The sequence below is a fragment of the Arsenophonus endosymbiont of Aleurodicus floccissimus genome, assembly GCF_900343025.1.
In the GTDB taxonomy this organism is placed as follows: domain Bacteria; phylum Pseudomonadota; class Gammaproteobacteria; order Enterobacterales; family Enterobacteriaceae; genus Arsenophonus.
This window is the reverse complement of record NZ_OUND01000001.1, coordinates 44,434-69,413: the sequence shown is the minus strand read 5'-3', so window position 1 is coordinate 69,413 and position 24,980 is coordinate 44,434. Positions and strand designations below refer to the sequence as shown.

The 24,980-nt window shown below is 37.3% G+C and carries 23 protein-coding genes, 3 tRNA genes and 7 pseudogenes; 24 read left to right on the top strand and 9 right to left on the bottom strand.

Features of this window, described 5'->3' with window-relative positions:
• Positions 1–774: 774 nt before the first annotated feature.
• The 4 genes from ARADI_RS00365 to ARADI_RS00350 are packed head-to-tail and all read left to right on the top strand — an operon-like array spanning position 775 to position 2,798.
• On the top strand, positions 775–1,536 hold the full coding sequence (locus ARADI_RS00365) for a penicillin acylase family protein (protein ID WP_119710792.1): 762 nt from the start codon (positions 775–777) through the stop codon (positions 1,534–1,536).
• 26 nt (positions 1,537–1,562) lie between these two features.
• Positions 1,563–1,841, top strand: a complete 279-nt coding sequence (locus tag ARADI_RS19250; RefSeq protein WP_255420574.1) for a hypothetical protein — start codon at positions 1,563–1,565, stop codon at positions 1,839–1,841.
• Between the two features lie 20 nt (positions 1,842–1,861).
• Positions 1,862–2,329, top strand: coding sequence for a penicillin acylase family protein (locus ARADI_RS00355; RefSeq protein WP_119710790.1), 468 nt, complete (start codon positions 1,862–1,864; stop codon positions 2,327–2,329).
• On the top strand, positions 2,301–2,798 hold the full coding sequence (locus ARADI_RS00350) for a penicillin acylase family protein (protein WP_119710789.1): 498 nt from the start codon (positions 2,301–2,303) through the stop codon (positions 2,796–2,798). Before ARADI_RS00355 ends, ARADI_RS00350 begins: the two co-directional genes overlap by 29 nt.
• 91 nt (positions 2,799–2,889) lie before the next feature.
• Here ARADI_RS00350 and ARADI_RS00345 read toward each other — a convergent pair.
• The 3 genes and pseudogenes from ARADI_RS00345 to seqA all read right to left on the bottom strand — a co-directional run.
• A pseudogene (locus tag ARADI_RS00345) lies at positions 2,890–3,045 on the bottom strand (RNA-guided endonuclease InsQ/TnpB family protein); the annotation flags it as partial.
• A gap of 131 nt (positions 3,046–3,176) precedes the next feature.
• On the bottom strand, positions 3,177–4,814 hold the full coding sequence (gene pgm, locus ARADI_RS00340; protein WP_119710788.1) for a phosphoglucomutase (alpha-D-glucose-1,6-bisphosphate-dependent): 1,638 nt from the start codon (positions 4,812–4,814) through the stop codon (positions 3,177–3,179).
• Positions 4,815–4,879: 65 nt separating this feature from the next.
• Positions 4,880–5,417: pseudogene (gene seqA, locus ARADI_RS00335) on the bottom strand (replication initiation negative regulator SeqA).
• Between the two features lie 619 nt (positions 5,418–6,036).
• Between seqA and ARADI_RS20370 the strand changes: the two are divergent.
• From ARADI_RS20370 to fur, 14 genes and pseudogenes are all read left to right on the top strand, one after another.
• Positions 6,037–6,252, top strand: coding sequence for a hypothetical protein (locus ARADI_RS20370; RefSeq protein WP_369406900.1), 216 nt, complete (start codon positions 6,037–6,039; stop codon positions 6,250–6,252).
• Positions 6,164–7,155: pseudogene (locus ARADI_RS20365) on the top strand (ABC transporter transmembrane domain-containing protein). Before ARADI_RS20370 ends, ARADI_RS20365 begins: the two are co-directional and overlap by 89 nt.
• A 212-nt stretch (positions 7,156–7,367) precedes the next feature.
• The gene (locus ARADI_RS20360) at positions 7,368–8,120 is read left to right on the top strand and encodes an ATP-binding cassette domain-containing protein (protein ID WP_369406899.1); all 753 of its coding nucleotides are present in this window, start codon (positions 7,368–7,370) and stop codon (positions 8,118–8,120) included.
• An 11-nt stretch (positions 8,121–8,131) separates the two neighbouring features.
• Positions 8,132–8,740 (top strand): HlyD family secretion protein, encoded by a 609-nt coding sequence (locus ARADI_RS20355; protein WP_369406898.1) that lies wholly within the window; start codon positions 8,132–8,134, stop codon positions 8,738–8,740.
• 27 nt (positions 8,741–8,767) lie between these two features.
• Entirely contained in the window at positions 8,768–8,992 is a 225-nt protein-coding gene (locus ARADI_RS20350) for a hypothetical protein (RefSeq protein ID WP_369406897.1), read from the top strand.
• Positions 8,964–9,260 (top strand): beta-barrel domain-containing protein, encoded by a 297-nt coding sequence (locus tag ARADI_RS20345; RefSeq protein WP_369406896.1) that lies wholly within the window; start codon positions 8,964–8,966, stop codon positions 9,258–9,260. The genes ARADI_RS20350 and ARADI_RS20345 overlap by 29 nt, the downstream gene beginning before the upstream one ends.
• Positions 9,220–9,465 carry a hypothetical protein gene (locus tag ARADI_RS20340; protein WP_369406895.1) on the top strand — a complete coding sequence of 82 codons (246 nt, stop codon included), beginning with the start codon at positions 9,220–9,222 and terminating at the stop codon, positions 9,463–9,465. The genes ARADI_RS20345 and ARADI_RS20340 overlap by 41 nt, the downstream gene beginning before the upstream one ends.
• 601 nt (positions 9,466–10,066) lie before the next feature.
• On the top strand, positions 10,067–10,405 hold the full coding sequence (locus ARADI_RS16865) for an ABC transporter transmembrane domain-containing protein (protein WP_119710787.1): 339 nt from the start codon (positions 10,067–10,069) through the stop codon (positions 10,403–10,405).
• Between the two features lie 43 nt (positions 10,406–10,448).
• Positions 10,449–10,832 (top strand): ATP-binding cassette domain-containing protein, encoded by a 384-nt coding sequence (locus ARADI_RS16860; protein ID WP_238149049.1) that lies wholly within the window; start codon positions 10,449–10,451, stop codon positions 10,830–10,832.
• A 154-nt stretch (positions 10,833–10,986) separates the two neighbouring features.
• Positions 10,987–11,115 (top strand): hypothetical protein, encoded by a 129-nt coding sequence (locus tag ARADI_RS19245; protein WP_255420573.1) that lies wholly within the window; start codon positions 10,987–10,989, stop codon positions 11,113–11,115.
• 21 nt (positions 11,116–11,136) lie between these two features.
• On the top strand, positions 11,137–11,394 hold the full coding sequence (locus ARADI_RS16855; protein ID WP_238149048.1) for a hypothetical protein: 258 nt from the start codon (positions 11,137–11,139) through the stop codon (positions 11,392–11,394).
• A gap of 182 nt (positions 11,395–11,576) precedes the next feature.
• The gene (ybfE, locus tag ARADI_RS00315; RefSeq protein ID WP_119710786.1) at positions 11,577–11,858 is read left to right on the top strand and encodes a LexA regulated protein; all 282 of its coding nucleotides are present in this window, start codon (positions 11,577–11,579) and stop codon (positions 11,856–11,858) included.
• Between the two features lie 187 nt (positions 11,859–12,045).
• Positions 12,046–12,576 (top strand): flavodoxin FldA, encoded by a 531-nt coding sequence (fldA, locus tag ARADI_RS00310; protein WP_119710785.1) that lies wholly within the window; start codon positions 12,046–12,048, stop codon positions 12,574–12,576.
• A 160-nt stretch (positions 12,577–12,736) separates the two neighbouring features.
• Positions 12,737–13,204 carry a ferric iron uptake transcriptional regulator gene (gene fur, locus ARADI_RS00305; protein ID WP_119710784.1) on the top strand — a complete coding sequence of 156 codons (468 nt, stop codon included), beginning with the start codon at positions 12,737–12,739 and terminating at the stop codon, positions 13,202–13,204.
• A gap of 76 nt (positions 13,205–13,280) precedes the next feature.
• Here fur and ARADI_RS19240 read toward each other — a convergent pair whose 3' ends face one another.
• The 5 genes and pseudogenes from ARADI_RS19240 to nagE all read right to left on the bottom strand — a co-directional run bounded on the left by ARADI_RS19240 (position 13,281) and on the right by nagE (position 18,371).
• Entirely contained in the window at positions 13,281–13,415 is a 135-nt protein-coding gene (locus ARADI_RS19240) for a hypothetical protein (RefSeq protein WP_255420572.1), read from the bottom strand.
• A 68-nt stretch (positions 13,416–13,483) separates the two neighbouring features.
• Positions 13,484–13,654: a hypothetical protein gene (locus ARADI_RS00300; protein ID WP_182853003.1), complete on the bottom strand. Its 171-nt coding sequence runs from the start codon at positions 13,652–13,654 to the stop codon at positions 13,484–13,486.
• A 123-nt stretch (positions 13,655–13,777) separates the two neighbouring features.
• The gene (locus ARADI_RS00295) at positions 13,778–14,104 is read right to left on the bottom strand and encodes a hypothetical protein (protein WP_119710783.1); all 327 of its coding nucleotides are present in this window, start codon (positions 14,102–14,104) and stop codon (positions 13,778–13,780) included.
• Positions 14,105–14,473: 369 nt separating this feature from the next.
• Positions 14,474–16,141: a glutamine--tRNA ligase gene (gene glnS, locus ARADI_RS00290; protein ID WP_119710782.1), complete on the bottom strand. Its 1,668-nt coding sequence runs from the start codon at positions 16,139–16,141 to the stop codon at positions 14,474–14,476.
• 210 nt (positions 16,142–16,351) lie between these two features.
• A pseudogene (gene nagE, locus ARADI_RS00285) lies at positions 16,352–18,371 on the bottom strand (N-acetylglucosamine-specific PTS transporter subunit IIBC).
• A 347-nt stretch (positions 18,372–18,718) separates the two neighbouring features.
• Between nagE and nagB the strand changes: the two are divergent.
• The 6 genes and pseudogenes from nagB to ARADI_RS00255 all read left to right on the top strand — a co-directional run bounded on the left by nagB (position 18,719) and on the right by ARADI_RS00255 (position 22,816).
• A complete protein-coding gene (gene nagB, locus ARADI_RS00280) occupies positions 18,719–19,525 on the top strand; it encodes a glucosamine-6-phosphate deaminase (RefSeq protein ID WP_119710781.1) in 807 nt (268 codons plus the stop codon).
• 95 nt (positions 19,526–19,620) lie between these two features.
• A pseudogene (nagA, locus tag ARADI_RS00275) lies at positions 19,621–20,799 on the top strand (N-acetylglucosamine-6-phosphate deacetylase).
• A 15-nt stretch (positions 20,800–20,814) separates the two neighbouring features.
• Positions 20,815–22,041, top strand: a pseudogene (locus ARADI_RS00270) (ROK family protein).
• Between the two features lie 505 nt (positions 22,042–22,546).
• Positions 22,547–22,623, top strand: a tRNA-Met gene (locus ARADI_RS00265).
• 6 nt (positions 22,624–22,629) lie between these two features.
• Positions 22,630–22,714: transfer RNA gene (locus ARADI_RS00260), tRNA-Leu, on the top strand.
• Between the two features lie 29 nt (positions 22,715–22,743).
• A tRNA-OTHER gene (locus tag ARADI_RS00255) sits at positions 22,744–22,816 on the top strand.
• A gap of 851 nt (positions 22,817–23,667) precedes the next feature.
• On the opposite strand, the pseudogene ubiF reads toward ARADI_RS00255, so the two are convergent.
• Positions 23,668–24,850 (bottom strand): annotated as a pseudogene (ubiF, locus tag ARADI_RS00250) (3-demethoxyubiquinol 3-hydroxylase).
• Positions 24,851–24,980: the final 130 nt, after the last annotated feature.

The window sequence follows — 24,980 nt, the reverse complement described above, 5'->3', positions numbered from 1 at the left end:
TTGTTAAACCTGTGAATTTCTATTAATAAGATTTGTTTAACATTTTACGATAGCAATCTTCTGATTAATATCAGTCGCCCAATATTAGATAAAAATATCACCATAATTCCTTTGTGATAGATCTTTAATCTTTAAATAGGTTTCTTAATTTTTACTCTGTTAATCCATTGAATTTAATAATAAATTTTATGTCCATAAAGAAACACCTCCACTGGCGTGGGGAAGACAAAATTTTGTTTCATTTAATTTAGTTCGAACAATCTTCACGTTAAATAAAACAAAATCAGGTTATTCATTTGCCAAAAGTAAAAGATAGCTGAACTCAATATCAGATATTTTGCTACTCATGATTGTGTTAGTTTCTTCTCTTTTTTGCCATGATATCAAACTTATTCCATACATTTTCGCACATATGGTTAATGCCCTGTAATTTAATAAAAAATCAAAATGTAATTTTTGATAAGCAATATAGAGGAAGATAAACAAACTGAAAATATATACCGGAAAGATAAATTACCTTAATCAACAACAGGAAAATACTGAAAGGACAAGGTGTTATTTAGGGGTACGAATAAGGACTTGGTCCGGGAATGTATTTTGAACACATGATTAAATAACTCATCAGTGCCGAAATTCTGAGCGGTCTTATCTCAGGGGCTGAATACCTTTCTGATAATAAATCAGATATGCCCGCTTGGCTACAGGCACTATGTAAGCCCAGTTTACCCAATTTAGATGGTATACTGAAACAACCACAGCTAAACGGTAAGGTCAATATTATCTACCTGGGATGCAGAGCTCGGTATACCAGGTATTAGCGGTAAAACCCGGGAAGATGTCAGCTACGCTCTGGGTTTTATTCACGCACAAGATCAATTTCCACAGATGGATTTAATGCGTCGTCTGACCGCAGGTGAACTGGCTGAATTGTTAGGGGTACTTGCTGCGCTAAAAACGGACCAGCAAAACCGGCTATGGCAATTTCGCACAAAAGCACGCGACACTCTGACAAAACTCCCTGTCTCAGAAAAGAAAATTCTCACTCAATACAGCCGTGGAGTTAACGCTGGGCTAGCTTCATTAGCGAGCCGCCATTTTGAATATCTTGCATTACTGACAACTCCCGCTGACTGGAGGGATGAAGATAGCTTACTTGTTTTGTATGCGTTGTCATCCGCGCTTCAACAAAATCAGGCTCCGCGGCTTTATGCGCGTGGCTGGTTTGCTAGACACATCCAAACAGAACAACTGGCGTTTCTTATGCCAGATACGAGCGAATGGGATACCCCATTAACAGGTACTCCGCCTGCACCACCTGTATGGTGGGGACAAAACAGTGACAGCGCTCCCTTATTACCTTCGGAACATACATATGTCGAGAGTAATGGCTGTATTGTCGATGGTCAGCACAGCGAAAGTGGACATGCTATGCTGGCCAACGATATGCATCTTGAGCTTATGCTGCCTAATTACTGGTACCGCGCAAAAATAACATATTGTACCGACAAGGTAAAAATATCACCCTTTCTGGACTGACCCTTCCGGGATTACCGGCGACTGTTGTGGGAAGTAATGGCAGTATTGCTTGGGGGCTCACAAATGCTTATGCCAGTACTTTTGATTTTATACGAACCAAGGAACCAATAACACACTGGACAGTTCATCAAGAAATGATAAAAGTAAGAAAATTGTTGGGAGGATATGACACTGTTGAACTAAATATCACCGTTAGTCCTTTTGGGGCCTGTGGTGTCGACCCAGGAAGGAAATTTAGCCATGCGTTGAGTTCTCCAGTTACCACAAGCCATTTCACTGAATTTCTTATCCTTAAACGAGACTAACAATGTTCGTGAGGCGATCGATGTTACCAAGGCATCAGGCATGCCAGCTGAATACCTTTATATTGGCGATGGTAGCGCAGATATTGGGGTTCCACTCCGGGGAAAGAAAACGCTGCCTTAAACAGGCTGATAAAATCTCTGCCGATGTTATGAGATCGATTCAACTAGATGATAGAGCGCCTTTTATACAAAAATGGAAAAACGTATTATTATTACCGTTACTAGATGAACATGTGATGGGTTATAAACTTTGTAAAGAGGCAGCGGATTTTATTACTGAATGGCAGGATTCTGCTTGCATTGATTCTGTCGGATATCTGCTATTATCAGCATGGCGTGACATGATTTATAGTGGCATATTCAGTAAGGTTGATAAAATACTAACCGCGCAATGGTCTCAAGCCAGCTATATGAAAGCCAATAACCGTTGGGATGAGACGGTGATAACCTTAATCAAGGCTGAAAAAATGGATCCCTTCTCCATATAATTGTTGGGCTGATTTTCTTGTTAATCAACTGGATACCGTACTGACTTCACTGACCAGTGGAGGAAAAAAACTCACTGAGGCAACCTGGGGACAGAACAACAAGGCTGATATTGTTCATCCGTTTGTACATGTGCTTAGTTTTTTGCACCCCTGGTTTGCGGCACCATCGAACCCATTATCAGGTGATCATAATATGCCCCATGTTAATCGCCCTGGTTTTGGTGCATCCAGTCAGCTGGTTGTTGCTCCGGCGAAAGAGCATCAAGGTACGCTAACAATGCCTGGCGGGCAAAGTGGTAATCCGATAAGTCCATGGTTCCTTGCCGGACATGATCACTGGGTAAAAGGGGGAGCCACTTCCTCTACAACCAGGAAAAACGGCCAACACACTCGTTTTGGAACCTGGGAAGAGCTAATATTTGAGGAATCAATACTGAATATTCTATTGCAAAAAATCCTGCGTGTCTAGTGGGTGTTCAAACAGAATGTTACTTCATTTAACTAAGCAACAATATTGATTGAAATCCTCCCCGCCCTGAAGGGCTAGGATCCTACTAGGTTCAGACCGAAGTCTGGATCATTTCGGTATGTTCCTGCTTCAACGGGCGGTCTAATTGCACCATCCCTCTACAGGTAAGCACGGCTTATCCTGCCGCTAAAATATTACGAGCACTGTTGATATCTGCGTTCGCATTATATCCGCATACCTGACACTTATGTGGCGGTGCTCCAATATCGATCATTCGGCAATATATTGAACAGTGGCAAAAGTTAGCTAATCTGAAGACCACGCTTTACATACCCATCTAAAGGACGGAGTTTTACGGCGCAACAGATAATAAACTGCTCAATCTGCAATAACTTGATTAACAATTTGGATAGCTTCCTGTTCAATCAACTTAAGATGCTCCTTACCACGAAAACTTTCACAGTAAATTTTATAAGCTTCTTCAGTGCCTGATGGTCGTGCAGTGAGCCAACCATAATCTGTTATTACTTTTAAACCACCAATCGCTGCGCCATTACCTGGCGCTTTGGTTAAGTGGGCAATAATCGGATCTCCGGCCAGCATATATGCAGATACCATTTCCGCGGACAATTTAGCTAAACGTTGTTTTTGTTGATGGCTAGCTTTAGCCTGGATACGACTATAGCAAGGTTCACCAAAACGATGAGCAAGTTCTTGATACCGCTGCTGCGGGGGTTTCCCTGTCACCGCGGTCATTTCAGCGGCTAACAAACAGAGAATGATACCATCTTTGTCAGTCGTCCATGGTGTTCCATCAAATCGTAAGAAAGTTGCCCCAGCGCTCTCTTCACCAGCAAAACCATACTTACCCTGATATAAACCATCAACAAACCATTTGAAACCAACCGGTACTTCAACTAATTCACGTCCTAAATCGGCAACCACACGATCGATCATGGCACTAGAGACTAATGTTTTGGCCACCGCAACCTCTTTTTTCCATTGAGGTCGATGTCGAAAGAGATAATCGATAGCAACCGCGAGATAATGATTTGGATCCATCAATCCCGCTGACGTTATAATTCCATGACGATCATAATCCGGATCATTAGCAAAAGCTAAATCAAATTTATTTCGCAAATCCAATAAGCCTTTCATCGCCCAACGCGAAGAACAATCCATCCGGATCACACCATCATGATCTAAAGGCATAAAACTAAATGTTGGATCTATTTGTTCATTAACTAACTCTAAATCGAGTTGATAATGTTCAGCAATACGTTTCCAATAATTTATTCCGGAGCCCCCTAACGGATCCACACCTATTTTTAATCCAGCTTTTTTGATCGCAGCGATATCAATAACATCGCTCAAAGCAACCACATAAGGCTCAACAAGATCTTGTTGTTGATAGTGAGGATCTTTAATAGCGACCTGATAATTGATACGTTGGATAGCTAATAATTGATCGGCAATAAATTGATTTGCCCGGCGTTCAATTTTAACCGTTAGTGCTTCATCAGCCGGGCCGCCATGAGGTGGATTATATTTGATGCCACCATCTTCTGGAGGATTATGTGAAGGCGTGATCACAATACCATCAGCTTTTGCTTTATGCTGACGATTATAATCCAATATAGCGTGAGAAATAGCCGGTGTTGGTGTAAAACCATCGTCTTGTTGCGCGATGACTTCAACCCCATTTGCGATCAACACTTCAACAACCGTCATAAAAGCAGGCGCGGACAAAGCATGAGTATCTTTTCCCACTAAACACGGGCCAGTAATTCCATTTAATCGACGGACTTCGATGATAGCTTGTGTAATCGCTAAAATATGTTGCTCATTAAAACTATGACGATAAGCGCTACCACGATGACCTGATGTACCAAATTTAACGCTATGAGCAGGATTTTTTACTTGCGGTTGTAGTGAATAATATTGTGCGACCAACTGTTCAACATTTATTAAATCACTTTGTTGGGCAGATTGCCCAGCACGTTTATGTAATGCCACTTATTTCTCTCCGCAGCAACAGTGGTACACATAGCAATAATAACTAAGCGACCAATAATATTTGTTTAAATCGTACCACATACCTTCTCAACCAATTCAACAGGAAATTTCATATCTTGCATAATTTGTTCAATCATATTGCGTTTACGATTGGTGTTGGTATTGGTAATTACCCAATAAAACGTATCAGGTATCAGGCGAGGTTTTGTCTGCTTACCGCTAGCCAATAAGGTCTATTTATCGTTCGCAAAATAAATGCGCGTCCTTCCATGGGTTGATTCTGTTGCTACCACAAAAGCTTGTTTATTTAAATTGTATAGAGTGGATAAAAGATAAAATAAGCATAAAGCGATCAATCGCTTTGCTTTTAGTTGTATAATTGTTGGAAAGCAATAAATCATGCATCACTTTTACTGCATCATGGGGAAAAACTACTTTATCTTTTTTTACTCCTGCCGTTATATTACTTACGGTGACCGAGAGTGGAATATGCGACTGACTAACGTCAAACCCTAATAGACGTTGTAATATAACCGATGCATTTTCACCTATATGCTGGGTATGATTAGCGATATAGCGGTAAAGTTCTTCGTCAACTTCAATCGTTTTCCTGTTATTTCAATCTGTTTTAATTAAAATTAACTGTCAATTATAAGATATAAACTTAAAAAACAAAACAATCAATGTTTCAATTACTTAAGCTTAGTCTTTTAATAAAAAAGTTTTCGCTTTGATTCTCAATGAGTATAGAAACTGCTTAATAATTTTACCTTACCATGAATAAAAATATCTTTATTGAGATCGGACATTAGTCACATTATTTATATAAATAGTAAAATATTTTCATGGTAGCCTTGCCGATTATATTAGCGAAGCATATCGCAAAGATATTATTGCTCAATTTCCACAAGCTCATCGACAGATTATTATGGGATGTGGTCACTAGGTGCATGCTGAAAATCCAGCAGCTGTCATCCGAGCTATTCATCGTTTTCTCGCCATTCCAGCTGATAAACAATAAATCATCTACAATATATTATTCCTTTAATTCTTTTCATATTCATAAACTAATTTGTAACAAATAATAATTTTAATTCAGCCTAAAAATATAACTAGTCTTAAAAATAAGACGATAGAATAAACTTTTCAACTAATAATAAAGCCTTTTATTAAAATTAAATATATTTAAATTGCTTTATATTTTAATTTGTGATTATTTAATATGGATGAAAATGACCAAAAAAACCTTAAATTAATTTCTATTATCATAAGATTGAATAATAAAATAAATTTAAATGAATATAATAAAGAAATAACTCAGCATGATAATTATGTTGATTGTATAAAAAATCCAACAAAAATATCAAATTACCGTAAAGAAAAAAAGCTGCCAAAAAAAAGAGCTATCGCGTCTGATCCTACCCGCTATTATTTATGATAACGCTAATATCCCATATATACTAGCGAGCTATAATGATGAGCAAGTTTTAATACAAGCGGCTGATAATAAACCACCAGAAATTTGGCAGAAACAAGCTTTTCTTCAACAATGGAATGGAAATTGGCTCAAAATAAATCAAAAACAATCCCGTTTTGATATTCGTTGGTTTATACCTGAATTCTTAAAGCATAAACAGACATTCATTGAAATCTTGTTTTTCTCATTTGTATTACAAATACTGGCTCTATTATCACCGATTGTTATTCAAGTTATTATGGATAAAGTACTTATCCATCAGGCTTTTAGCACTTTAGATGTGCTTATTTTTGTCTTAATAATTGCCGCGTTTATTGAGGTTATATTAAAAGATTTCAGAGAATATATCTATGTCCATACCGCTAACCGTATTGATATCCGGCTCGGATTAAAACTGATTAGGCATCTATTACACTTACCCTTCTCCTTTTTCAAGACCCGTCAAGTAGGCACAATTGTTAATCGGGTTAGAGAATTAGAAACAATCCGTGAATTTTTAACCGGCAGTATGTTTACTTTGATGGTCGACGTGCTTTTTTTATTCGTCTTCATCTACGTAATGTCGATTCTATCAACGACACTAACACTCATTTTTTACTGTCTATTCCCTGTTATTTACTGTTAGCCTGGCGAATAACGCCAAAGATAGAAAAAGCGGCCGAAAAACAATTTATGCATGCGGCAATCAATACCTCTTTTTTAACTGAAAGCGTCGCTGGCAGTGAAACCGTTAAAAGTTTAGCGGTTGAGCCACGTTTTATCCGCCGTTGGGATACGCAAACCGCCGACATGGTTGCGAGTAACTTTCAGGCACAGCAAATACATTCACAAGGCAGTCATATTGTCATGCTCATTGAAAATTGACTATGGCGATAATTTTATGGCTTGGAGCTGCGGAAGTACTGGCATTAAATATGACGATAGGCCAATTAATCGCCTTTCAAATGATGGTCTCTCACAGTAGTCAACCATTGGGGAAATTGGTGCAATTATAGGGGGATTATATCCGTACTCGGGTTGCCATTGATAAACTAGCACAAATCATTAATTTACCAGCCGAACAACATAGTGATGGTTTGCACCCGCAATTAACCGGCAAAATCCAGTTTCAAAATGTGGATTTTCGCTATCAACCAGATCTTCCCCTTATTATTAATCAATATAATTTATCCATTAAAGCCGGAGAGATGATAGGCATTGTCGGTGCTTCAGGTTCCGGTAAAAGTACCTTAGCACGTCTGTTATTACCCCTTTATACACCAGAAAAAAGCGGCATATTACTTGATTATATTCCCCTTTACCAAATCAACATCGCTAGCTTACAACAACAAATTGGTATCGTATTACAGGAAAATTTTCTGTTTAATCAGTCAGTATTTAACAATATTGCTCAATCAAAACCTGATGCGACTTTAGATGAAGTGATTACCGCCGCTAAATTAGTCGGTGCCCATAATTTCATCTTAAAAATGCCTTTAGCTTACGATTCACTAATTGCTGAAGGTGGCCAATCATTATCAGGCGGTCAGCGCCAGCGTATTGCTATTGCTCGCACACTACTTAGCAATCCTCGTATTCTGATCTTTGATGAAGCCACCAGCGCTTTGGATGATCAAACACAAGCCATGATCCAACAAAATATGCAAAAAATTGCCCAAGGGCGTACCGTAATTACTATTCCACACCGCTTATCAACGGTTAGTCATCACCATCATATTATTGTCATGGATCGAGGCAAAATTATTGAGCAAGGAAGCCATACACAATTATTGCAACTTAAAAAACATTACCACTATCTGTGGTCATTACAACAATCGTTAAAGCAGTAGTAGGAAACTTCATGACAAATCGCATTACACGGAAGTTAAAGCCGTTTTCCCCGCCATATAATTATGACTTCTTGCCGGCACATCTGGCGCTGATGAATAGCCCACTATCCCCTTTTGTACGTTTAACCGCACTGACCTTAAGTATTGGTGTTGTTATTACTATTAGTTGGGCCTACTGGGGACAATTACATGTTCAAGCCACTTCAACCGGACGACTTATCGTGTCGGGGCACTCACAAGTTATTCAAGCTTATGAGCAGAGCCGATTAACTGAATTACATATAAAAAAAGGGGAACCGCTGCTCACCCTTGACGCACTGGGTGTTAGTCAGGATATCATCGGTATTTCACATCAAATCAAGTATCATACAATTGAGAAATTGCTTTACCAATCGCTACTGGAAAACAAAATTCCGCACCAACAACTCACCTTTCATCAATTAACAAAACGACAACAAGAAAAAATCAGCCAAAATTATCACCATAAAAAAGCCCAATTTGATGCGCAAATGACTAGTTTAACCTCTGAGATTGAAGTTAATCATTCATCGCAAACTGCAAAAAATAATGATCTTAATGTGCTTTCTTTATTAAAAAAGAATATCAAACAGAGTTTATAAGCCCGTCAAACCTTAAGTCAAAAACAGATGATCAGTAAATCAGAATATTTAGAGTGGGAAAAAGAATTATTAGAAACTAAGCGTTTAATTGCTCAACAAACATCTGAATTGAATATTTTAGTTTCACAAGAAAAAAACCTAAAAGAGCGACTCAATGCATTTCAATCACAAAAACACCATGCATGGAACGATAAAAAAAAAACAGTCAGAGATCCAGCTGTCAATGCTAGAACAAGAATACGTAAAATTTGACGAACGAGAGCAGTTAGAAATTGTACGCTCACCGGTTACTGGCACCGTTCAACAGTTAACCATTTATACTTTAGGCGCAGTATTACAACCAGCACAAAACTTGATGGTCATTGTACCGGATAATGATGTGCAAATTGCTGAAGTTAAGATCTTAAATAAAGACATTGGTTTTATTCGCCCAGGGCAAAACGTCGCCGTTAAAGTTGATGCTTTCCCTTATACCCGTTATGGTACTATCGAGGGGGGAAGTATTATCAATCTCCCGTGATTCAGCCCAAGATGAGCAATTAGGACTTATCTTTCCCGCGCAAATTAGCCTGAAACAAAATAATCTGATGGTTGATGGTCATTCAATTGATATCACACCAGGCATGTCCATTGTGGCAGAAATCAAAACCGATAAACGGCGTGTGATTGATTATCTCTTAAGCCCAATTAGTGAATATCTGTCCGAATCAATGCGGGAGAAATAAGCGATGGAAACTTTTTCTAGCGTAGCAATAGCTAATAATACCACTAACCAAGCCCTAGATGCAATAATCTAGCTGGGTAAAAAACTGAATAAATCCATCACAATTGAACAGCTAACTCACTCCTTAGGATTAGAATCTGAGCATCTAACCGATTGGCAGTTACGAGAGTGTGTGGATTATATGCAATTAAAAAGCAAAGTAAGCTTTTTTGCACCCCGCTGACTGGAACATATCCCGTTACCCGCTTTAATTGAAATAGAAGGCGTATGGTGGATATTTACCAATATAACGCTACAAATTATTGAAGTAATAAATCCGCGTTCAGAGAAAACATTAACTTTTCCTCATTATAATAAGCCCCAAAAACCAATCAAATTTAAAGTACTGCTCGTGGCTGAAAAAAAAATTAACTGCTAAAAAAATCAAGTTTGGATTAGATTGGTTTTCCCCTTCAGTTTTTAGGCAAAATAAAAAACTAAGAGATATTTTTATATCTCGCCAGAGTTGTACAAATATTTGCCCTTATTCACCTAATTCTTTTTCAACATCTGATTGATAAAGTTTTGGTATGACGTAGCCTAAATAGCTTACATATTTTAGCATTTGTCATGTCTCATTAGCAATAGCCGAACCTATTTATAGTTTTATTCGTAATAAAATTTTTAATCATACCTCTGGCCAGATTAATGCTGAATTATCCGGCCGCTTATATCGTCATCTATTAGGACTGCCGCTTGACTATTTTAAACAGCGACAAACAGGGCAAATTATTGCCCGAGTTCGTGAGATGGCGCAAATTAGGCAATTTCTGACTGGCTCAACATTAATGCTGTTTATCGATCTATTTTTTGTCGCATTATTTATTGTCGTGTTATTCAACTACAGTGCCCAACTTGCTGGCATCGTCGTTGGTTCATTCGTTATTTATTTTATCTTTTAGCTATTAATTGGCCCGATTATTCGTAAACGGGTAGAAAAAGAGTATGAAGCTCAAGCCGATAATACCACTTTTCTTACTAAAACAATCACGGGTATTTATACTTAGCGCTCATGTTACTCAGCCGATTCTTCGTCTGGCGCAAGTATGGCAAGATTTTCAGCATACCCTTATCGCACTTAAACGTGTTGGTGATATTCTTGATGAACCTACTGAATTTGACCAAAAGGGGTTAGCCAATACAGCATCTATTAATGGTAATATTGAATTTAATCATATCAGATTTCGTTATGCTAACGACATGCCAGAAGTATTGCAGAATTTATCCTTGTCAATTAAGGCCGGACAATTTATCGGTATCATAGGCCCTTCAGGATCAGGAAAAAGTACCTTAACAAAGTTATTACAACGACTTTATGTTCCTCAGTAGAGTCAAACTACTATTGATGGTATGAATCTAGCTGTCGCCGATCCTGTTACTTTACGTCTTAATATGAGTGTAGTACTTCAAGAAAGTATTTTGTTTGCAGGCTCGGTTCCGCTTAAGCCAACCGGCAACTTCTGACGAAGCCATGACCCAGGCAGTGCAAATTGTAGGCACACTGGATTTTATTCAACAACTTCCTCATGGTTTCAATACGCAGTTAACAGAGAGAGGTATGAACTTATCAGGAGGACAACGGCAACGTATAGCACTTGCCAGAGCCCTGTAACACAACCACGCATTTTAATTCTTGATGAGGCCACTTCCGGCACTAGATTATGACTCAGAAGCCGCTATCATGAAAAATATGCATTATTTGTCTGCTGGTCGGACTGTTATTAGTATTGCCCACCGCCTTAATACCATTCGTCACGCTGATAAAATTTGTGTGATTAATGAAGGTCAAGTGATTGAATTCGATAGCCATGATAATCTGCTCAAGTTAAATGGGTTTTATGCTCAACTTTGGCATCAACAAATAGGAACAATGACAAAAATTAATGCTTAAAAATAGCGCCAGTCGCCAGTAAGATCACTTTTTATACGTTTTACTGGCTATTGCTAACTGCAATTACTCACTAATAGGCTGCTTCAACAATTGAGTATATTTTATCTGTTAGTAGCGATAGTTATCATGCTAGGGTATGATTGGTTTAAGTAATTAGCAAATTTCCATCAACATTTAAATTTATGGCAAAAGAGCAGACTGATCGCACGACCCGGGATTTATTCGCCGATGAACCTAAACCAGGGCGTCCAAAAACCAATCCTTTATCTCGACATGAACAATTAAAAATTAATAAACGTAATCAGTTAAAACGTGATAAAAGCAAAGGTTTACGCCGTGTCGAATTAAAAATCAATGAGCGTGCTGTTGCGGCATTAAATATGCTAGCTCAAGAACAAAAAATAAGCCGTAGTGAATTAATAGAACAAATATTATTGACACAATTAGCAAATAAAAACCGATGAATTGCAATTTTACTGGTTTATTTTGCATAAAACACACAAAATTGACAGAATTATATAGTTATTTTCGTCAAAATAACGGTTATTTAATTATTTATTAATAAATCGTTATTATCTTTGCTATTACTACTGTTAATAACGATAAGATAACAAAACAACTCAAATTAAAATTAAGAGGTTTATTTACTTTATGGCAATCATAGGTATCTTCTTCGGCAGTGATACTGGCAATACAGAAAATATTGTCAAAATGATCCAAGAAACCCTTGGTGGCGCTGATATTGCTGAAATTCATGATATTGCTAAAAGCAGTAAAGAGGATATTGAAGCATTTGATATTTTACTATTCGGTATTCCTACCTGGTATTATGGTGAAGCACAGTGTGATTGGGATGACTTCTTTCCGACATTAGAAGAAATTGATTTTACCAATAAGCTAGTAGCTATTTTTGGTTGTGGCGATCAAGAAGATTATGCGGAATATTTTTGTGATGCCATGGGTACTGTGAAAGAGATTATTCAACCTAACGGTGCTATCATTGTTGGCCATTGGCCGACAGAAGGTTACCACTTCGAAGCATCAAAAGGGCTCGCTGATGACTCTAACTTTATTGGCCTTGCCATTGATGAAGACCGGCAACCGGAACTAACCGCTGAGCGAGTGGAAAGCTGGGTAAAACAAATATCCGAAGAGCTAAATTTACAAGCTATCATCAATTGATAGATGTCATTATTTTTTGTATATGATAATTCCTGCAAATTGTGTAATGATATTATGACATATATAATTATAAAATTAGTTTGAAATAAACAGTATAACTACTGTTAACGATGTTTTGATATTATTGAATTCACTGCTAATGTAACAAGGTAGGATCCGCATGACCGACAACAATAAAGCATTGAAGAATGCAGGGCTTAAAGTAACACTTCCACGTTTAAAAATTTTAGAGGTATTACAAGAGCCAGAATGCCATCACGTCAGTGCGGAAGATCTCTATAAAAAACTCATTGATATGGGAGAAGAAATTGGCCTCGCAACGGTTTATCGTGTTCTAAATCAATTTGATGACGCGGGTATTGTAACTCGCCATAATTTTGAAGGCGGTAAATCGGTTTTTGAGTTGACACAACAACATCACCATGATCACTTAATTTGCTTAGATTGTGGTAAAGTCATTGAATTCAGCGATGAATCCATTGAGACACGACAAAAAAATATTGCGGAACGTCACGGCATCAAACTTTCTAATCACAGTCTTTATCTATATGGACATTGCTCCAAAAAAGATCATTGTGATGAAAACGATTTGGGCCACACTGCCCGCAACCGTAAAGAAGAAAAATAACCCAGCCTATTACTATTTTTGTTATTAATCAGTTAAAAGTAAAAGGAGAATTGCAACCCAATTTCTCCTTTTACTTTCAAGTTTGTAGCGCATAAATAAGACTATGCTTGACATAATTTAAATGTGCCGTTAAAAATTTGTCTTTTTTGTTAGTTGCTTGGGGAATAATATTAATTTTACCAATATGATCAACCGCAAAAAACTTATCCATCTTCGGAATAACATCACCTTCCGACATAATGATGATTGATATTGCGCATAGCTTTCTCTAAATCTAAACTACCATGTTGCTTTAACAAATCGCGCTGCAAAACCTCTGCCAAATTGAGCACTGCTAAAACATTCCGCCAAAATAACATTTTCTTTGCTAGATACCTTCAGTGGTGCATAAGCAGCTAAACCACCACCTAATGAATAACCACTGGTTGAAAGCCTGTATCCATTCCCCATTCATTTGAACTAGTTGTTGCAGATTATGCATTAATTGCGCAGCCTATATATAGCAAGCAGGAATACCGCCAAATACATTATGAATATTTGCCTCGCATTGCTTAATAAAATTATTAATATTTTTTATATAACGTGGAGCCCCTCACCGCTCACTCCATGACCGCTGGTTGTCCCACCAAATACCAATCGAATTTCCCGCTCAACCTTATTGCGAAAGATATAAGCCACCAATCCAGTATGACTATCTTCTAATAGACCATCTTGTGGATAAAGTTTTATATTAGTCATTTTAGACACAAACCTTACCAATCCACGATCAATTCCCCACCGGGTTGCTTCTAAAATTGTGAAGTCACGATTGTAAACAAAATCAGCCAATAGAGCATTATGATAACATTGCTCACTGCTTGCTTTATCTATTAGAAAACTTAATTTTTGACAAGTATGCAAATCCTTTAATGGCCTTTTTTGTACCGATATAACAGCATCACTGTTATAAATACTTTTTAACGGACAGGTGGAAATTGACCTTAGGTGATATCGTTTGCAGTTCTGCTTGTAAAACCGCTTTTTTATTGGAAGAGATGAATTAATAAACTTAAGCATGATATAACATCCTTGTTAGTAACCAATTGATTTTTTTGATAAGGATATTGACTACATATTTTTTGACTTGCTCTAAACGAATAAAAATTTATAACAGAAAGCCATTTTTCTGTTCATAAAAATATCTCGTGAACAATAATGACGATATTTTTTAATAAAAAGCGTGGTTTATATAGCCACGCTTTTTACCATAACTCTTAACGGGGTAATTTCTTAGCTGGCTATTTTTGCCCAACTATCTCTTAAGCCTACCGTGCGATTAAATACCAGCTGCTTAGCAGTGTGATCATGGCTATCTGCACAAAAATAACCCTCGCGCTCAAACTGATAAGCTTTTCCTGGTTGCGCGGTAATTAAACTTGGTTCAACAAATCCATACCGAATCGCTAAAGAATCAGGATTAATGGTAGCTAAAAAATCCGCTTCTGTGGCAGGATTGGGCACAGTAAATAAGCGATCATATAATCGGATCTCTGCTAGCAGGGCATGTGATGCACTGACCCAATGGATAACGCCTTTGACTTTACGTCCATCAGCAGAATCTTTATTTAATGGATCAGCATCATAAGTACAATAAATCGTGGTAATGTTACCTTTTGCATTTTTATCAACCCGATTAGCTTGTACAATATAAGCATTACGTAAACGCACTTCTTTACCCAAAACTAAGCGCTTATATTGCCGATTAGCTTCTTCACGAAAATCAGCCCGATCGATATAAAGTTCCCGACTAAATGGCACTTGTCGAGTGCCCATCTCAGGTTTATTGGGGTGATTATACATCGTCAGCATTTGCTCATCAGCAGACATATTTTCAATCACTAACTTTATGGGATGTAATACAACCATTGCCCGTGGTGCATTTTCATTTAGATCATCACGAATACAAGATTCCAATGCTGCCATTTCAACAGTATTATCTTGCTTAGTCACGCCAATACGCCGACAAAATTCACGAATCGACGCTGCCGTATAACCACGACGACGTAAACCTGAAATGGTTGGCATTCTGGGATCATCCCAGTTTTCAACCCTATTTTCCGCCACTAACTGATTTAGTTTACGTTTTGACATCACCGTATAGGTAAGATTTAGACGCGAAAACTCATACTGTCTTGGATGACAATCAATGGTAATATTATCTAATACCCAATCATATAACCGGCGATTATCTTGAAATTCCAGGGTACAAAGTGAGTGGGTAATCCCCTCCAATGCGTCCGAAATACAATGAGTAAAATCATACATGGGATAAATACACCATTTATTACCCGATTGGTGGTGTTCAGCATATTTTATCCGATATAATACCGGATCGCGCATGACAATAAAAGAGGATGACATGTCGATTTTAGCACGTAGACAGGCCTTACCTTCTTCAAATCCACCTGCTCGCATCTTGTCAAATAGCTGCAAATTCTGCTCAATAGTGCGATCACGATATGGACTATTTTTACCTGGCTGCTTTAAAGTTCCGCGATATTCACGAATAGCATCGGGACTTAATTCATCAACATAAGCTAAGCCTTTTTTAATCAGCTCAATAGCATATTGATAAAGGTCATCAAAATAATCTGACGAATATTTTACGTTACCACTCCAATTAAACCCTAACCACTTCACATCTTCTTGAATAGAATTAACATATTCAACATCTTCTTTAACCGGATTAGTATCATCAAAACGCAAGTTGCATTGACCCTGATAATCCTCTGCAATACCAAAATTCAGACAGATTGATTTGGCATGACCAATATGTAAATAACCATTAGGTTCAGGTGGAAAACGGGTATATACATGAGTATGCTTACCGGTAGCCAAATCTTCTTCAATAATCTGGCGAATGAAATTTGTTGGGCGATGAGTATCTGCCTCATTCATTGTCATAGTTCCTCAATGCAAAAGCATGTTAATAACGCTTTTATCATCTACGATATCTGAATTAGAAACAACCGTTTATTAACATATATTATTAGGCTTTATTTAATCAATAAAAAGCTCATAAAGGAAAAACGGGAGGTTGATAACCCTTCCGTTTTTATTCATTATTAATTATATGGTTATCATATCAAATCATAATGATAAAACACATTACTTCAATACATCATAAATTGGTGTTACTCCAGCGATTACTTCACCAGTTGCAACTATTGTCAATCCCTGATAATCATCAATATTACTGATAACGACTGGACTTATCATTAACTTAGCATGCTGTTCCAAATAATCGAGATCTAATTTCAGGATAGGCTGACCTACCTTTACATCACTATTTTCTTCAACTAAACGCTCACAACCCTGCTCCTTTAACGTTACAGTATCAATACCCATGTGAACGATCACTTCAACACCTTCATTCGTCTCGATGCAGAAAGCATGATTGGTAGCAAAAATTTTTACAATCTTGCCCGATACAGGCGCTAAGACCTCACCACTCGTTGGCTTAATCGCTAAACCATCACCGACAATACCGCTAGCAAAAGCTTCATCCGGAACTTCATCAAGGGAATAAATTTCACCACTAACCGGCGCCACCAGCGTTAAAATTGTTTGTCCCACATGCTTATTTTTTACTTTTACTGCTAACTGTCGATTATCTTTCTCAACAAAATTTAACGGTGCAACAACTTCTCGTGCGGCAATCTTTTTCATTGCTTCCGCAATCATTTCTGCTCGGTTTCCGACAATAATTTGCACATTATGTTTATTTAAACGAATGATGCCTGATGCGCCCAGTTTTTTTACCAAGTCATCATTAACAATATCAACGGCTTTTACACCTAAACGTAAACGAGTAATACAGGCATCGATTACTGTTAAATTATCGGTTCCCACCACCGCTGCAAGATATTGGTATGCTTCATGGGTAATATCTTTAGCACTGATGGTGATATTTTTGTCATAATCATCAACGGTTTGATAGTCATTTATTTCACGACTTGGGGTCATCAAATTGAACTTATTAATCACAACACGAAATATGACATAGTATAAACAAAAGAAAATTATCCCTTGGAAAATCAACATATACCAATGCACTGCTAATGAGTTATGACTCTGCAGTAACATATCGACTAAACCAGCACTAAAACCAAAACCCGATATCCAGTGCATTGCATAGCTGCAATATAAACAGAAAATCCAGTTAATAAAGCATGAATGACATAAAGAACCGGCGCCACAAACATGAATGAGAATTCGAGCGGCTCAGTGATCCCCGTAAAAAAGGCGGCGAAAGCACCTGCCATCATGATACCTACGACTTTTGCTTTATTTTCAGGACGAGCACAGTGATAAATGGCCAATGCCGCACCAGGCAAACCAAACATCATGATAGGGAAAATCCAGCTTGATAACATCCAGTAATACCTTTTTCGGCCAGACCTGCAGCTAATGATTTAGCGCCAGCCAAAAAGTTAAGAATATCATTAATACCCGCCACATCAAACCAAAATACTGAATTTAATGCATGATGTAATCCAACCGAGATCAGTAGACGATTAAAAAAAGCATAAATACCGGCGCCTAATGAACTCAAATCTTTAATATTTTCACCAAACAGCACTAATGCATTATAGATAAATGGCCAAACATACATCAGAACGAAAGATAACAGAATCATCAAAAATGAAGTCAATATAGGTACTAAACGGCGGCCACTAAAGAACGACAATGCTTTCGGTAACTCGACACCGCTATAGCGATTATAAAGTTCCGCCGCCAATACACCAACCAATATCCCAACAAACTGATTATTAATTTTACTAAATGCTACAGGAACTTGCTCGATAGCAATACCCATGATCATCGAATAAGCCGCTGGTGAACATAGGGTTGTTACCACTAAAAAAACAACAAAACCGGTTAATGCCGCCGAACCATCTTTATCTTTTGATAAACCATACGTAACGCCAATTGCAAATAATATTGACATATTATCTATAATTGCTGAACCTGATTTAATCAGTAAAGCAGCAATAGCACTATTAGCTCGCCAGCCATTAGGATCGATCCAATAACCGATCCCCATTAAAATCGCAGCGGCAGGCAACACAGCAACAGGCGCCATCAAAGCACGGCCTATTCGCTGTAAATAACTTAACACATTCACTATGTTTTCCCCTTGAATAACCTCATTACTGAGATCTTATTGCTAAATATTATAAATATTCAATTTTTTTCATATATTATCATTAAGTCACTCAGACCCAATTATTTTGCATCACAAATTATATCAGCTAAAGTTTTGATAAAAGTCTAAATATCACCCTGTTATTTGATTAAAATAGTGGCTAAACAAAAAACCTTTTTTCATGAAAAATATCTTATTTTACTAGAATTCAGGCGTTAATAAATAGACAATCTTTGAGTTATAAAAACTCAAGTAATAACAAAGAATAATACAAAATCATTAAAATATAGCTGATATGAAATAAAATTAAGTGAGGTAAAAAAATAATGAGGCTTATTCCTCTAACAACAGCAAAAGATGTCGGTCTTTTTTCCGCCAATTACATTGCAAACAAAATTAATCAATTTAATCCAACGGCTACACATCCATTTGTATTAGGGCTGCCCACAGGCGGAACACCACTAGCTACCTACCATGAGCTAATTAATCTCTATAAAGCAGGTAAAATTAGTTTTAAACATGTAGTTACTTTTAATATGGATGAATATGTCGGCATCCCAAAAAATCATCCACAAAGCTATCATACTTTCATGTATGAAAATCTGTTTAACCATATTGATATTACAAAAAATAATATTAATTTACTCGACGGTAATGCAAAAGATATCGACGCTGAATGCAAACGTTACGAAGATAAAATTAAGTCTTATGGTAAAATACATCTATTTATGGGAGGCGTTGGTAGTGATGGCCATATTGCCTTCAACGAACCTGCTTCATCTCTTTCTTCTCACACCCGGATCAAAACGCTCACACCAGAAACTCGACAGGCAAATTCTCGTTTTTTTGATAACAATATTGATAGGGTGCCTAAATATGCTGTCACTGTTGGGGTAGGAACCCTACTTGATGCGGAAGAAATTTTAATCTTAGCAACCGGTGCAAATAAAGCATTAGCCGTTGAGGCGGCGGTAGAAGGTTCGATTAACCATATGTGGACAATTAGCTGCCTACAAATGCATGCAAAATCAGCTTTAGTTTGTGATGAACCAGCAACCCTTGAGCTAAAAGTAAAAACTTTAAAATATTTTCGTCAATTAGAATCTTACATCATTAATCAATTTGCTAGTTAAATTAAAATAGCAAAATTCAATATAATAAACCCAAAAAATACCAACAATTCGATAAATTATACTATTTTTTAGCCATTATAGAAGAGTAAAATATCATGTATGCATTAATCAAATGCATTATTTACACAGGTTATGAACGACTGGACAATCATGCAGTTATTATTGAAAAAGAACAGATAAAACAAGTTTGTCCAATTGTAGAATTACCTCAGGATATTGAAATTCATGATTTACAAAATGCGATCCTAGCGCCGGGATTTATTGATCTACAAGTTAATGGCTGCGGTGGTGTACAGTTCAATGGTAATCCAGCAAATATCTCAATTCAGACGCTGGAAATTATGCAAAAAGCAAATGAACGAAATGGCTGTACCAGCTTCCTACCTACATTTATCACTAGCCCTGATCCACTGATTAAAACAGTAATAGAGACGATGCGAGACTACCTGGCCAAATATAAAAACCAGGCATTAAGGCTACATCAGGCATTAAGGCTACATATTGAAGGGCCTTACATTAACCCCGTCAAAAAAGGTATCCACAATGTTGAATATATTCGTTAGCCTTCTGCCGAAATGATCAACTATCTATGTCAAAATGCCGATGTAATCACTAAAATTACCTTAGCACCAGAAATAGCTGCAGAAAAATATATTCACCAATTAGTTGAAACCGGTATTGTTGTTTCAGCAGGCCATTCCAATGCCACTTATGAAGAGGCACAAAATGGCTTCAAGGCAGGTATTCAATTCTCAACCCATCTTTTCAATGCTATGCCTACTATTTCAAGTCGAACCCTGTGATTAGTTGGTGCTATTTACAACACACCTAATGTATATGCAGGAATTATTGCCGATGGATTACATGTTCACTGGGCTAATATTCGTGACAGTAAACAATTAAAAGGCGATAAATTAGTTCTAGTAACAGATGCCACCGCACTTGCTGGTCTGGATTCTAATGGCAGTGAAATGGATTATTTTACCTTTGCTGGTAAAACCATATATTATCGCGATGGATTATGTGTTGATAAAAATGGTACATTAAGTGGTTCATCCTTAACGATGATAGATGCTGTCAAAAATATCGTTGAACATGTAGGTATTGCATTAGATGAAGCATTACGAATGGCCACACTTTATCCAGCTCGTGCTATTGGTGTCGACAAAAAACTTGGGAGCATAGAAAAAGATAAAGTTGCAAACCTTATCGTATTTGATCACGACTTCATCATCCGCAAAACCATTGTTAATGGCCGTGAAATAGAACTGTAACGAGCATATATACTGATGAGTCACAATTACATCTTGAAGCAAATTGGTAATATTGATTTAGTTAAACAATTAAATAGTGCTGTTGTATATCGAATTATTGATCAAAATGACCCTATTTCTCGAATTCATATCTCAGAACAAAGCCAGTTGGCGCCTGCTAGTGTAACCAAAATAACCCGCCAATTACTGGAGCGTGGTTTAATTAAAGAAGTCGCTCAACAAGCCTCTACTGGTGGGCGCCGACCAATTTCAATTATTTCTGAACATCATATTTTTCATAGCATCGGTGTCAGATTAAGCCGTCGTGACTATACATTAGTACTTTACGCCTTAAACGGCAAAATGCTCGCCGAAGCGCATTCACCCTTTACCCTTACCAGAAACCGGTCAACAAGAAATAGAAAATCATTTAATTGCCGCCATTGAAAATTTCATTCAACAACATCAACGCCCTAATCGCGAGTTGATTGCTATTTCAGTTATTTTACCTAGCTTAGTCAATCCACAAGCAGGAATTGTCCATTGTATGCCTCATATAAAAGTACATAACTGGCAGTTACTGCGTAATCTGAAAGAGCATTTCAAAATAACCTGTTTTATCGGTCATGATATTCGTAGTTTTGCACTGGCAGAACATTATTTCGGCGCTACGCAAAATTGCGCCGATTCAATTTTTGTACGCATTCATCATGGCGCTGGTGCAGGTGTGGTTATGGGTGGTGAAATTTTATTGGACAACCGTTACAATCTGGGTGAAATCGGCCATATACAAATAGATCCATTAGGAGAGCGTTGTCATTGTGGTAACTTTGGTTGTCTGGAAACCGTTGCAGCTAATAGCGCTATTGAAAATAGAATTAGGCAACAACTTGAACAAAATTATCCGAGCCAATTAAAATCAAATAACTGTTCTATTAAAGCAATTTACCAGGCGGCAAATAAAAACGATCCGTTAGCAATTGAAGCGATTAAACATGTAGGCCATCATCTTGGTAAAGCAATTGCCATTATTATTAACCTATTTAATCCGCAAAAAGTCGTCATTGCAGGGGAAATTACAGCAGCTGAAAAAGTTCTCCTACCCGCCGTACAAAACTGTATCAAAACCCAAGCGCTAAAAGATTTCCACAATGATTTACCAATTGTTACTTCACAACTGGCACATAATTCAGCTATTGGCGCTTTCGCCTTAACTAAACGTGCTATGTAAATGGCGAACTTTTACAACATTTGCTTGAATAGCAATAGTGTTGTAATACATTTATCTATGCTTTTACTAGCGCGAATATAAAGAATTTATGATGCCACTCACATTTATCTTTTATTTTAATAGACAACAGCAATTATTAATAGCTGCAAAGTAGCTGCATAGATATACAATATTACACGCTAGTTTGTTTACTTTTGCCCACTGACAAGTTGCTCAATGGCCATCAACATTTTACCGCAAGATACCAATAAGATGCTTTTGATTGTTAATGAAAATTATCACTACCATTGAAATAAAAAGCATCGATTCACTTCACGAGCAAAAATATCTTAACTTAATTAGCTTTTATATTTAACATATCAGGCTATTATTATTTGGCAACAACGTCGTTATTTTTTGTCGATTTTATCAACAAAATGATTAAAACCCAAACAAACAGATACTTTTCTGTAGAAATCGTAAAAAAATCAGTTGACGACTCGGGTCGATATACGCATAATGCGCCCCACAACGCCGATAAAGGTTATGCAAAAAGATGGCTACGTAGCTCAGCTGGTTAGAGCACAGCACTCATAATGCTGGGGTCACAGGTTCAATTCCCGTCGTAGCCACCATAATTTGCGGGAGTGGCGAAATTGGTAGACGCACCAGATTTAGGTTCTGGCGCTGCAAGGTGTGCGAGTTCAAGTCTCGCCTCCCGCACCATTTTTTATAAAAATTATTTATATTCCCGTTGGGGTATCGCCAAGCGGTAAGGCACCGGGTTTTGATCGGCATTCCCAGGTTCGAATCCTGGTACCCCAGCCATCAGCTTTCAATTAGCTACAAAATTAAATAATTTTGCAAAGAATTCAAAAAGAAATATCCAGTAAGAATATTTTACTTTCCATAAATTAAATTTAAATGCAACGATACGACATACTTAATGGCGTGTTTTATCTAATTTGAATATGATTTTAAAATGTCTCTGACTGACTGAAAGTGTACCGCCGCCAACAGCCAGCTAACTTAGTAAATTAGGCAAATCAAAAATCCCGAGCGGCATTGAAAAAGAATAAGTTACATATAAAAATTATTTTTTGTTAATAATGATTTTACCACTATATCTCTAGCATTTTACTTAAACATAGCTAAGAGTAAAAAATCCCCAAAGTAAGATAAACTAAAAATTTAATTAAGAATTGCTTGATAATTTGTTCAAATAATTACCAACCATCACAAAATAGCCATTAATTACTTTTTATTAATTATCGTGTAATACGCCTTTTTTTTGCCAAAAACTTAGCTCTATAACCAGTTAAAGAAAAGGAAGTTGATGGTTAATGGCTAATAATTAATAACGCCGCTGAAAAACAGCGGCGATCTACTTCAAACGCGTAAAATAAAAAGTATCAAAACATAGTTATTAATATCACAAGTAACATGACAGAAATAATCAAAAACATATGCCAAGTTGGACTACCAACACCAGTAAAAATGATAAACTTTATGAATAAAAACAAACATCTATATACAGTATAACCCGTGAATCATAAAAAAATAACCAAAATAATGGTTTTTTGACGCATCTCACAATTTAATTAATCTTGACACTCTCTCAACCTGAAAAACAGGGTTTCACAACATAACAGTCAAAAAATATCATGATCGACTTTATATTATAAACCTAAAGCATATTTAAGTAGCTTTTTCTTAAGTGTATTTAGTCGTTGTACTAAACATTAATGCTAAATTTCGACCTGATTTTACACCCGCTAGCTGAGAACTAAATAGTGTATAAATAGCATCCATACCGGCCTGCATCAATTTGTTATCTATCATCCTATCCTGTTGATAAGTAAGTAAAATTTTTCGATCATAAAAAGGTAATAAATAGGTCTTAGCATCAATTAATACTTTCAACAAACTATCAACATCACGGTAACCAAGATTAACTCCCTGACCAGCAAGTGGATTAATGGTATGAGCAGCATCGCCAATCAACGCTAGCCCCTCTTCAACATAACGATTAGCGTGATGGCGGGTCAGTGGAAAACTCCCTTTAGCAACAACTTGCAATGAGCCAAAGCGAGCAGGGAAAGCTGCTATAATTTCTTGCTTAACCTGCTCCGGGGACATAGCTTGCAGTTGTCTAATTCGGGCAGGTGTATTATACCAAACCAAACAGGCCCAATGATCAAATAACGGCAAAAATGCTCGCGGACCAGAAGGAAAAAATTGTTGCCAAGTAATATCCTGTTGCGGTTGGTCAATCTTAACTGTAATAAGCAGACATGATTGATTATATTGCCAACCGCTACTGCCAATTCCAGACAAAGATCGTACCTGAGAACATGCGCCATCAGCAGCAATAATTAACTTTGCCGATAGTTGCAGATTATTACTTAAAGTCATTTCCCACTGTTGATCCTGACGCTGCATTGCTACCAATTTGGCGGGACATAACCAGCTAAGATTGGGATATTGAGAAAATTGCTGCCATAATGCCAATTGCAAAATACGGTTTTCAACCATATAACCCAGCTCAGATAAACCAAGGCTGTCTGCTTCAAACATCACATGTGAGTTGTCCCCTTCCCACGTTTCTAACCTTCGATAAGGTGCTGCGCGCATATTTAAAACACTATTCCACACACCAAGTTGCTTAAGTAGATCCACCGAAGTATAACTTAGCGCTGAAACGCGTAAATCAGGCTGCTCTAACGGATCGAAAGGTGCAGGTTTAGTGTGTTCAAGTAACAGGATCTGCCAACCTTCTTTGGCTAATCCAATTGCCATGGCTGCTCCTATCATACCAGCACCAACCACTACAATGTCATAATTTTCATCTATTCTATTCATATCAACTTAGCTATCAAATAGTCATCAATCTAATAGTAGGCCTAGTTTTTTTAAAGTCATTTACTAATAATCTATCCAACATACTGGTCACCGATGCCCCAAACGAATACAATACATATCAAAATTTTCT

Coding starts and splice junctions, on each gene's coding strand:
- ARADI_RS00355 (WP_119710790.1), top strand. CDS start 1,862: ATGTTACCAAGGCATCAGGCATGCCAGCTGAATACCTTTATATTGGCG.
- ARADI_RS20370 (WP_369406900.1), top strand. CDS start 6,037: ATGGATGAAAATGACCAAAAAAACCTTAAATTAATTTCTATTATCATA.
- ARADI_RS20355 (WP_369406898.1), top strand. CDS start 8,132: ATGACAAATCGCATTACACGGAAGTTAAAGCCGTTTTCCCCGCCATAT.
- ARADI_RS20350 (WP_369406897.1), top strand. CDS start 8,768: ATGATCAGTAAATCAGAATATTTAGAGTGGGAAAAAGAATTATTAGAA.
- ARADI_RS20345 (WP_369406896.1), top strand. CDS start 8,964: ATGCTAGAACAAGAATACGTAAAATTTGACGAACGAGAGCAGTTAGAA.
- ARADI_RS20340 (WP_369406895.1), top strand. CDS start 9,220: ATGGTACTATCGAGGGGGGAAGTATTATCAATCTCCCGTGATTCAGCC.
- ARADI_RS16860 (WP_238149049.1), top strand. CDS start 10,449: ATGAAGCTCAAGCCGATAATACCACTTTTCTTACTAAAACAATCACGG.
- ybfE (WP_119710786.1), top strand. CDS start 11,577: ATGGCAAAAGAGCAGACTGATCGCACGACCCGGGATTTATTCGCCGAT.
- fldA (WP_119710785.1), top strand. CDS start 12,046: ATGGCAATCATAGGTATCTTCTTCGGCAGTGATACTGGCAATACAGAA.
- fur (WP_119710784.1), top strand. CDS start 12,737: ATGACCGACAACAATAAAGCATTGAAGAATGCAGGGCTTAAAGTAACA.
- ARADI_RS19240 (WP_255420572.1), bottom strand. CDS start 13,415: ATGGATAAGTTTTTTGCGGTTGATCATATTGGTAAAATTAATATTATT.
- ARADI_RS00300 (WP_182853003.1), bottom strand. CDS start 13,654: ATGGGGAATGGATACAGGCTTTCAACCAGTGGTTATTCATTAGGTGGT.
- glnS (WP_119710782.1), bottom strand. CDS start 16,141: ATGAATGAGGCAGATACTCATCGCCCAACAAATTTCATTCGCCAGATT.
- nagB (WP_119710781.1), top strand. CDS start 18,719: ATGAGGCTTATTCCTCTAACAACAGCAAAAGATGTCGGTCTTTTTTCC.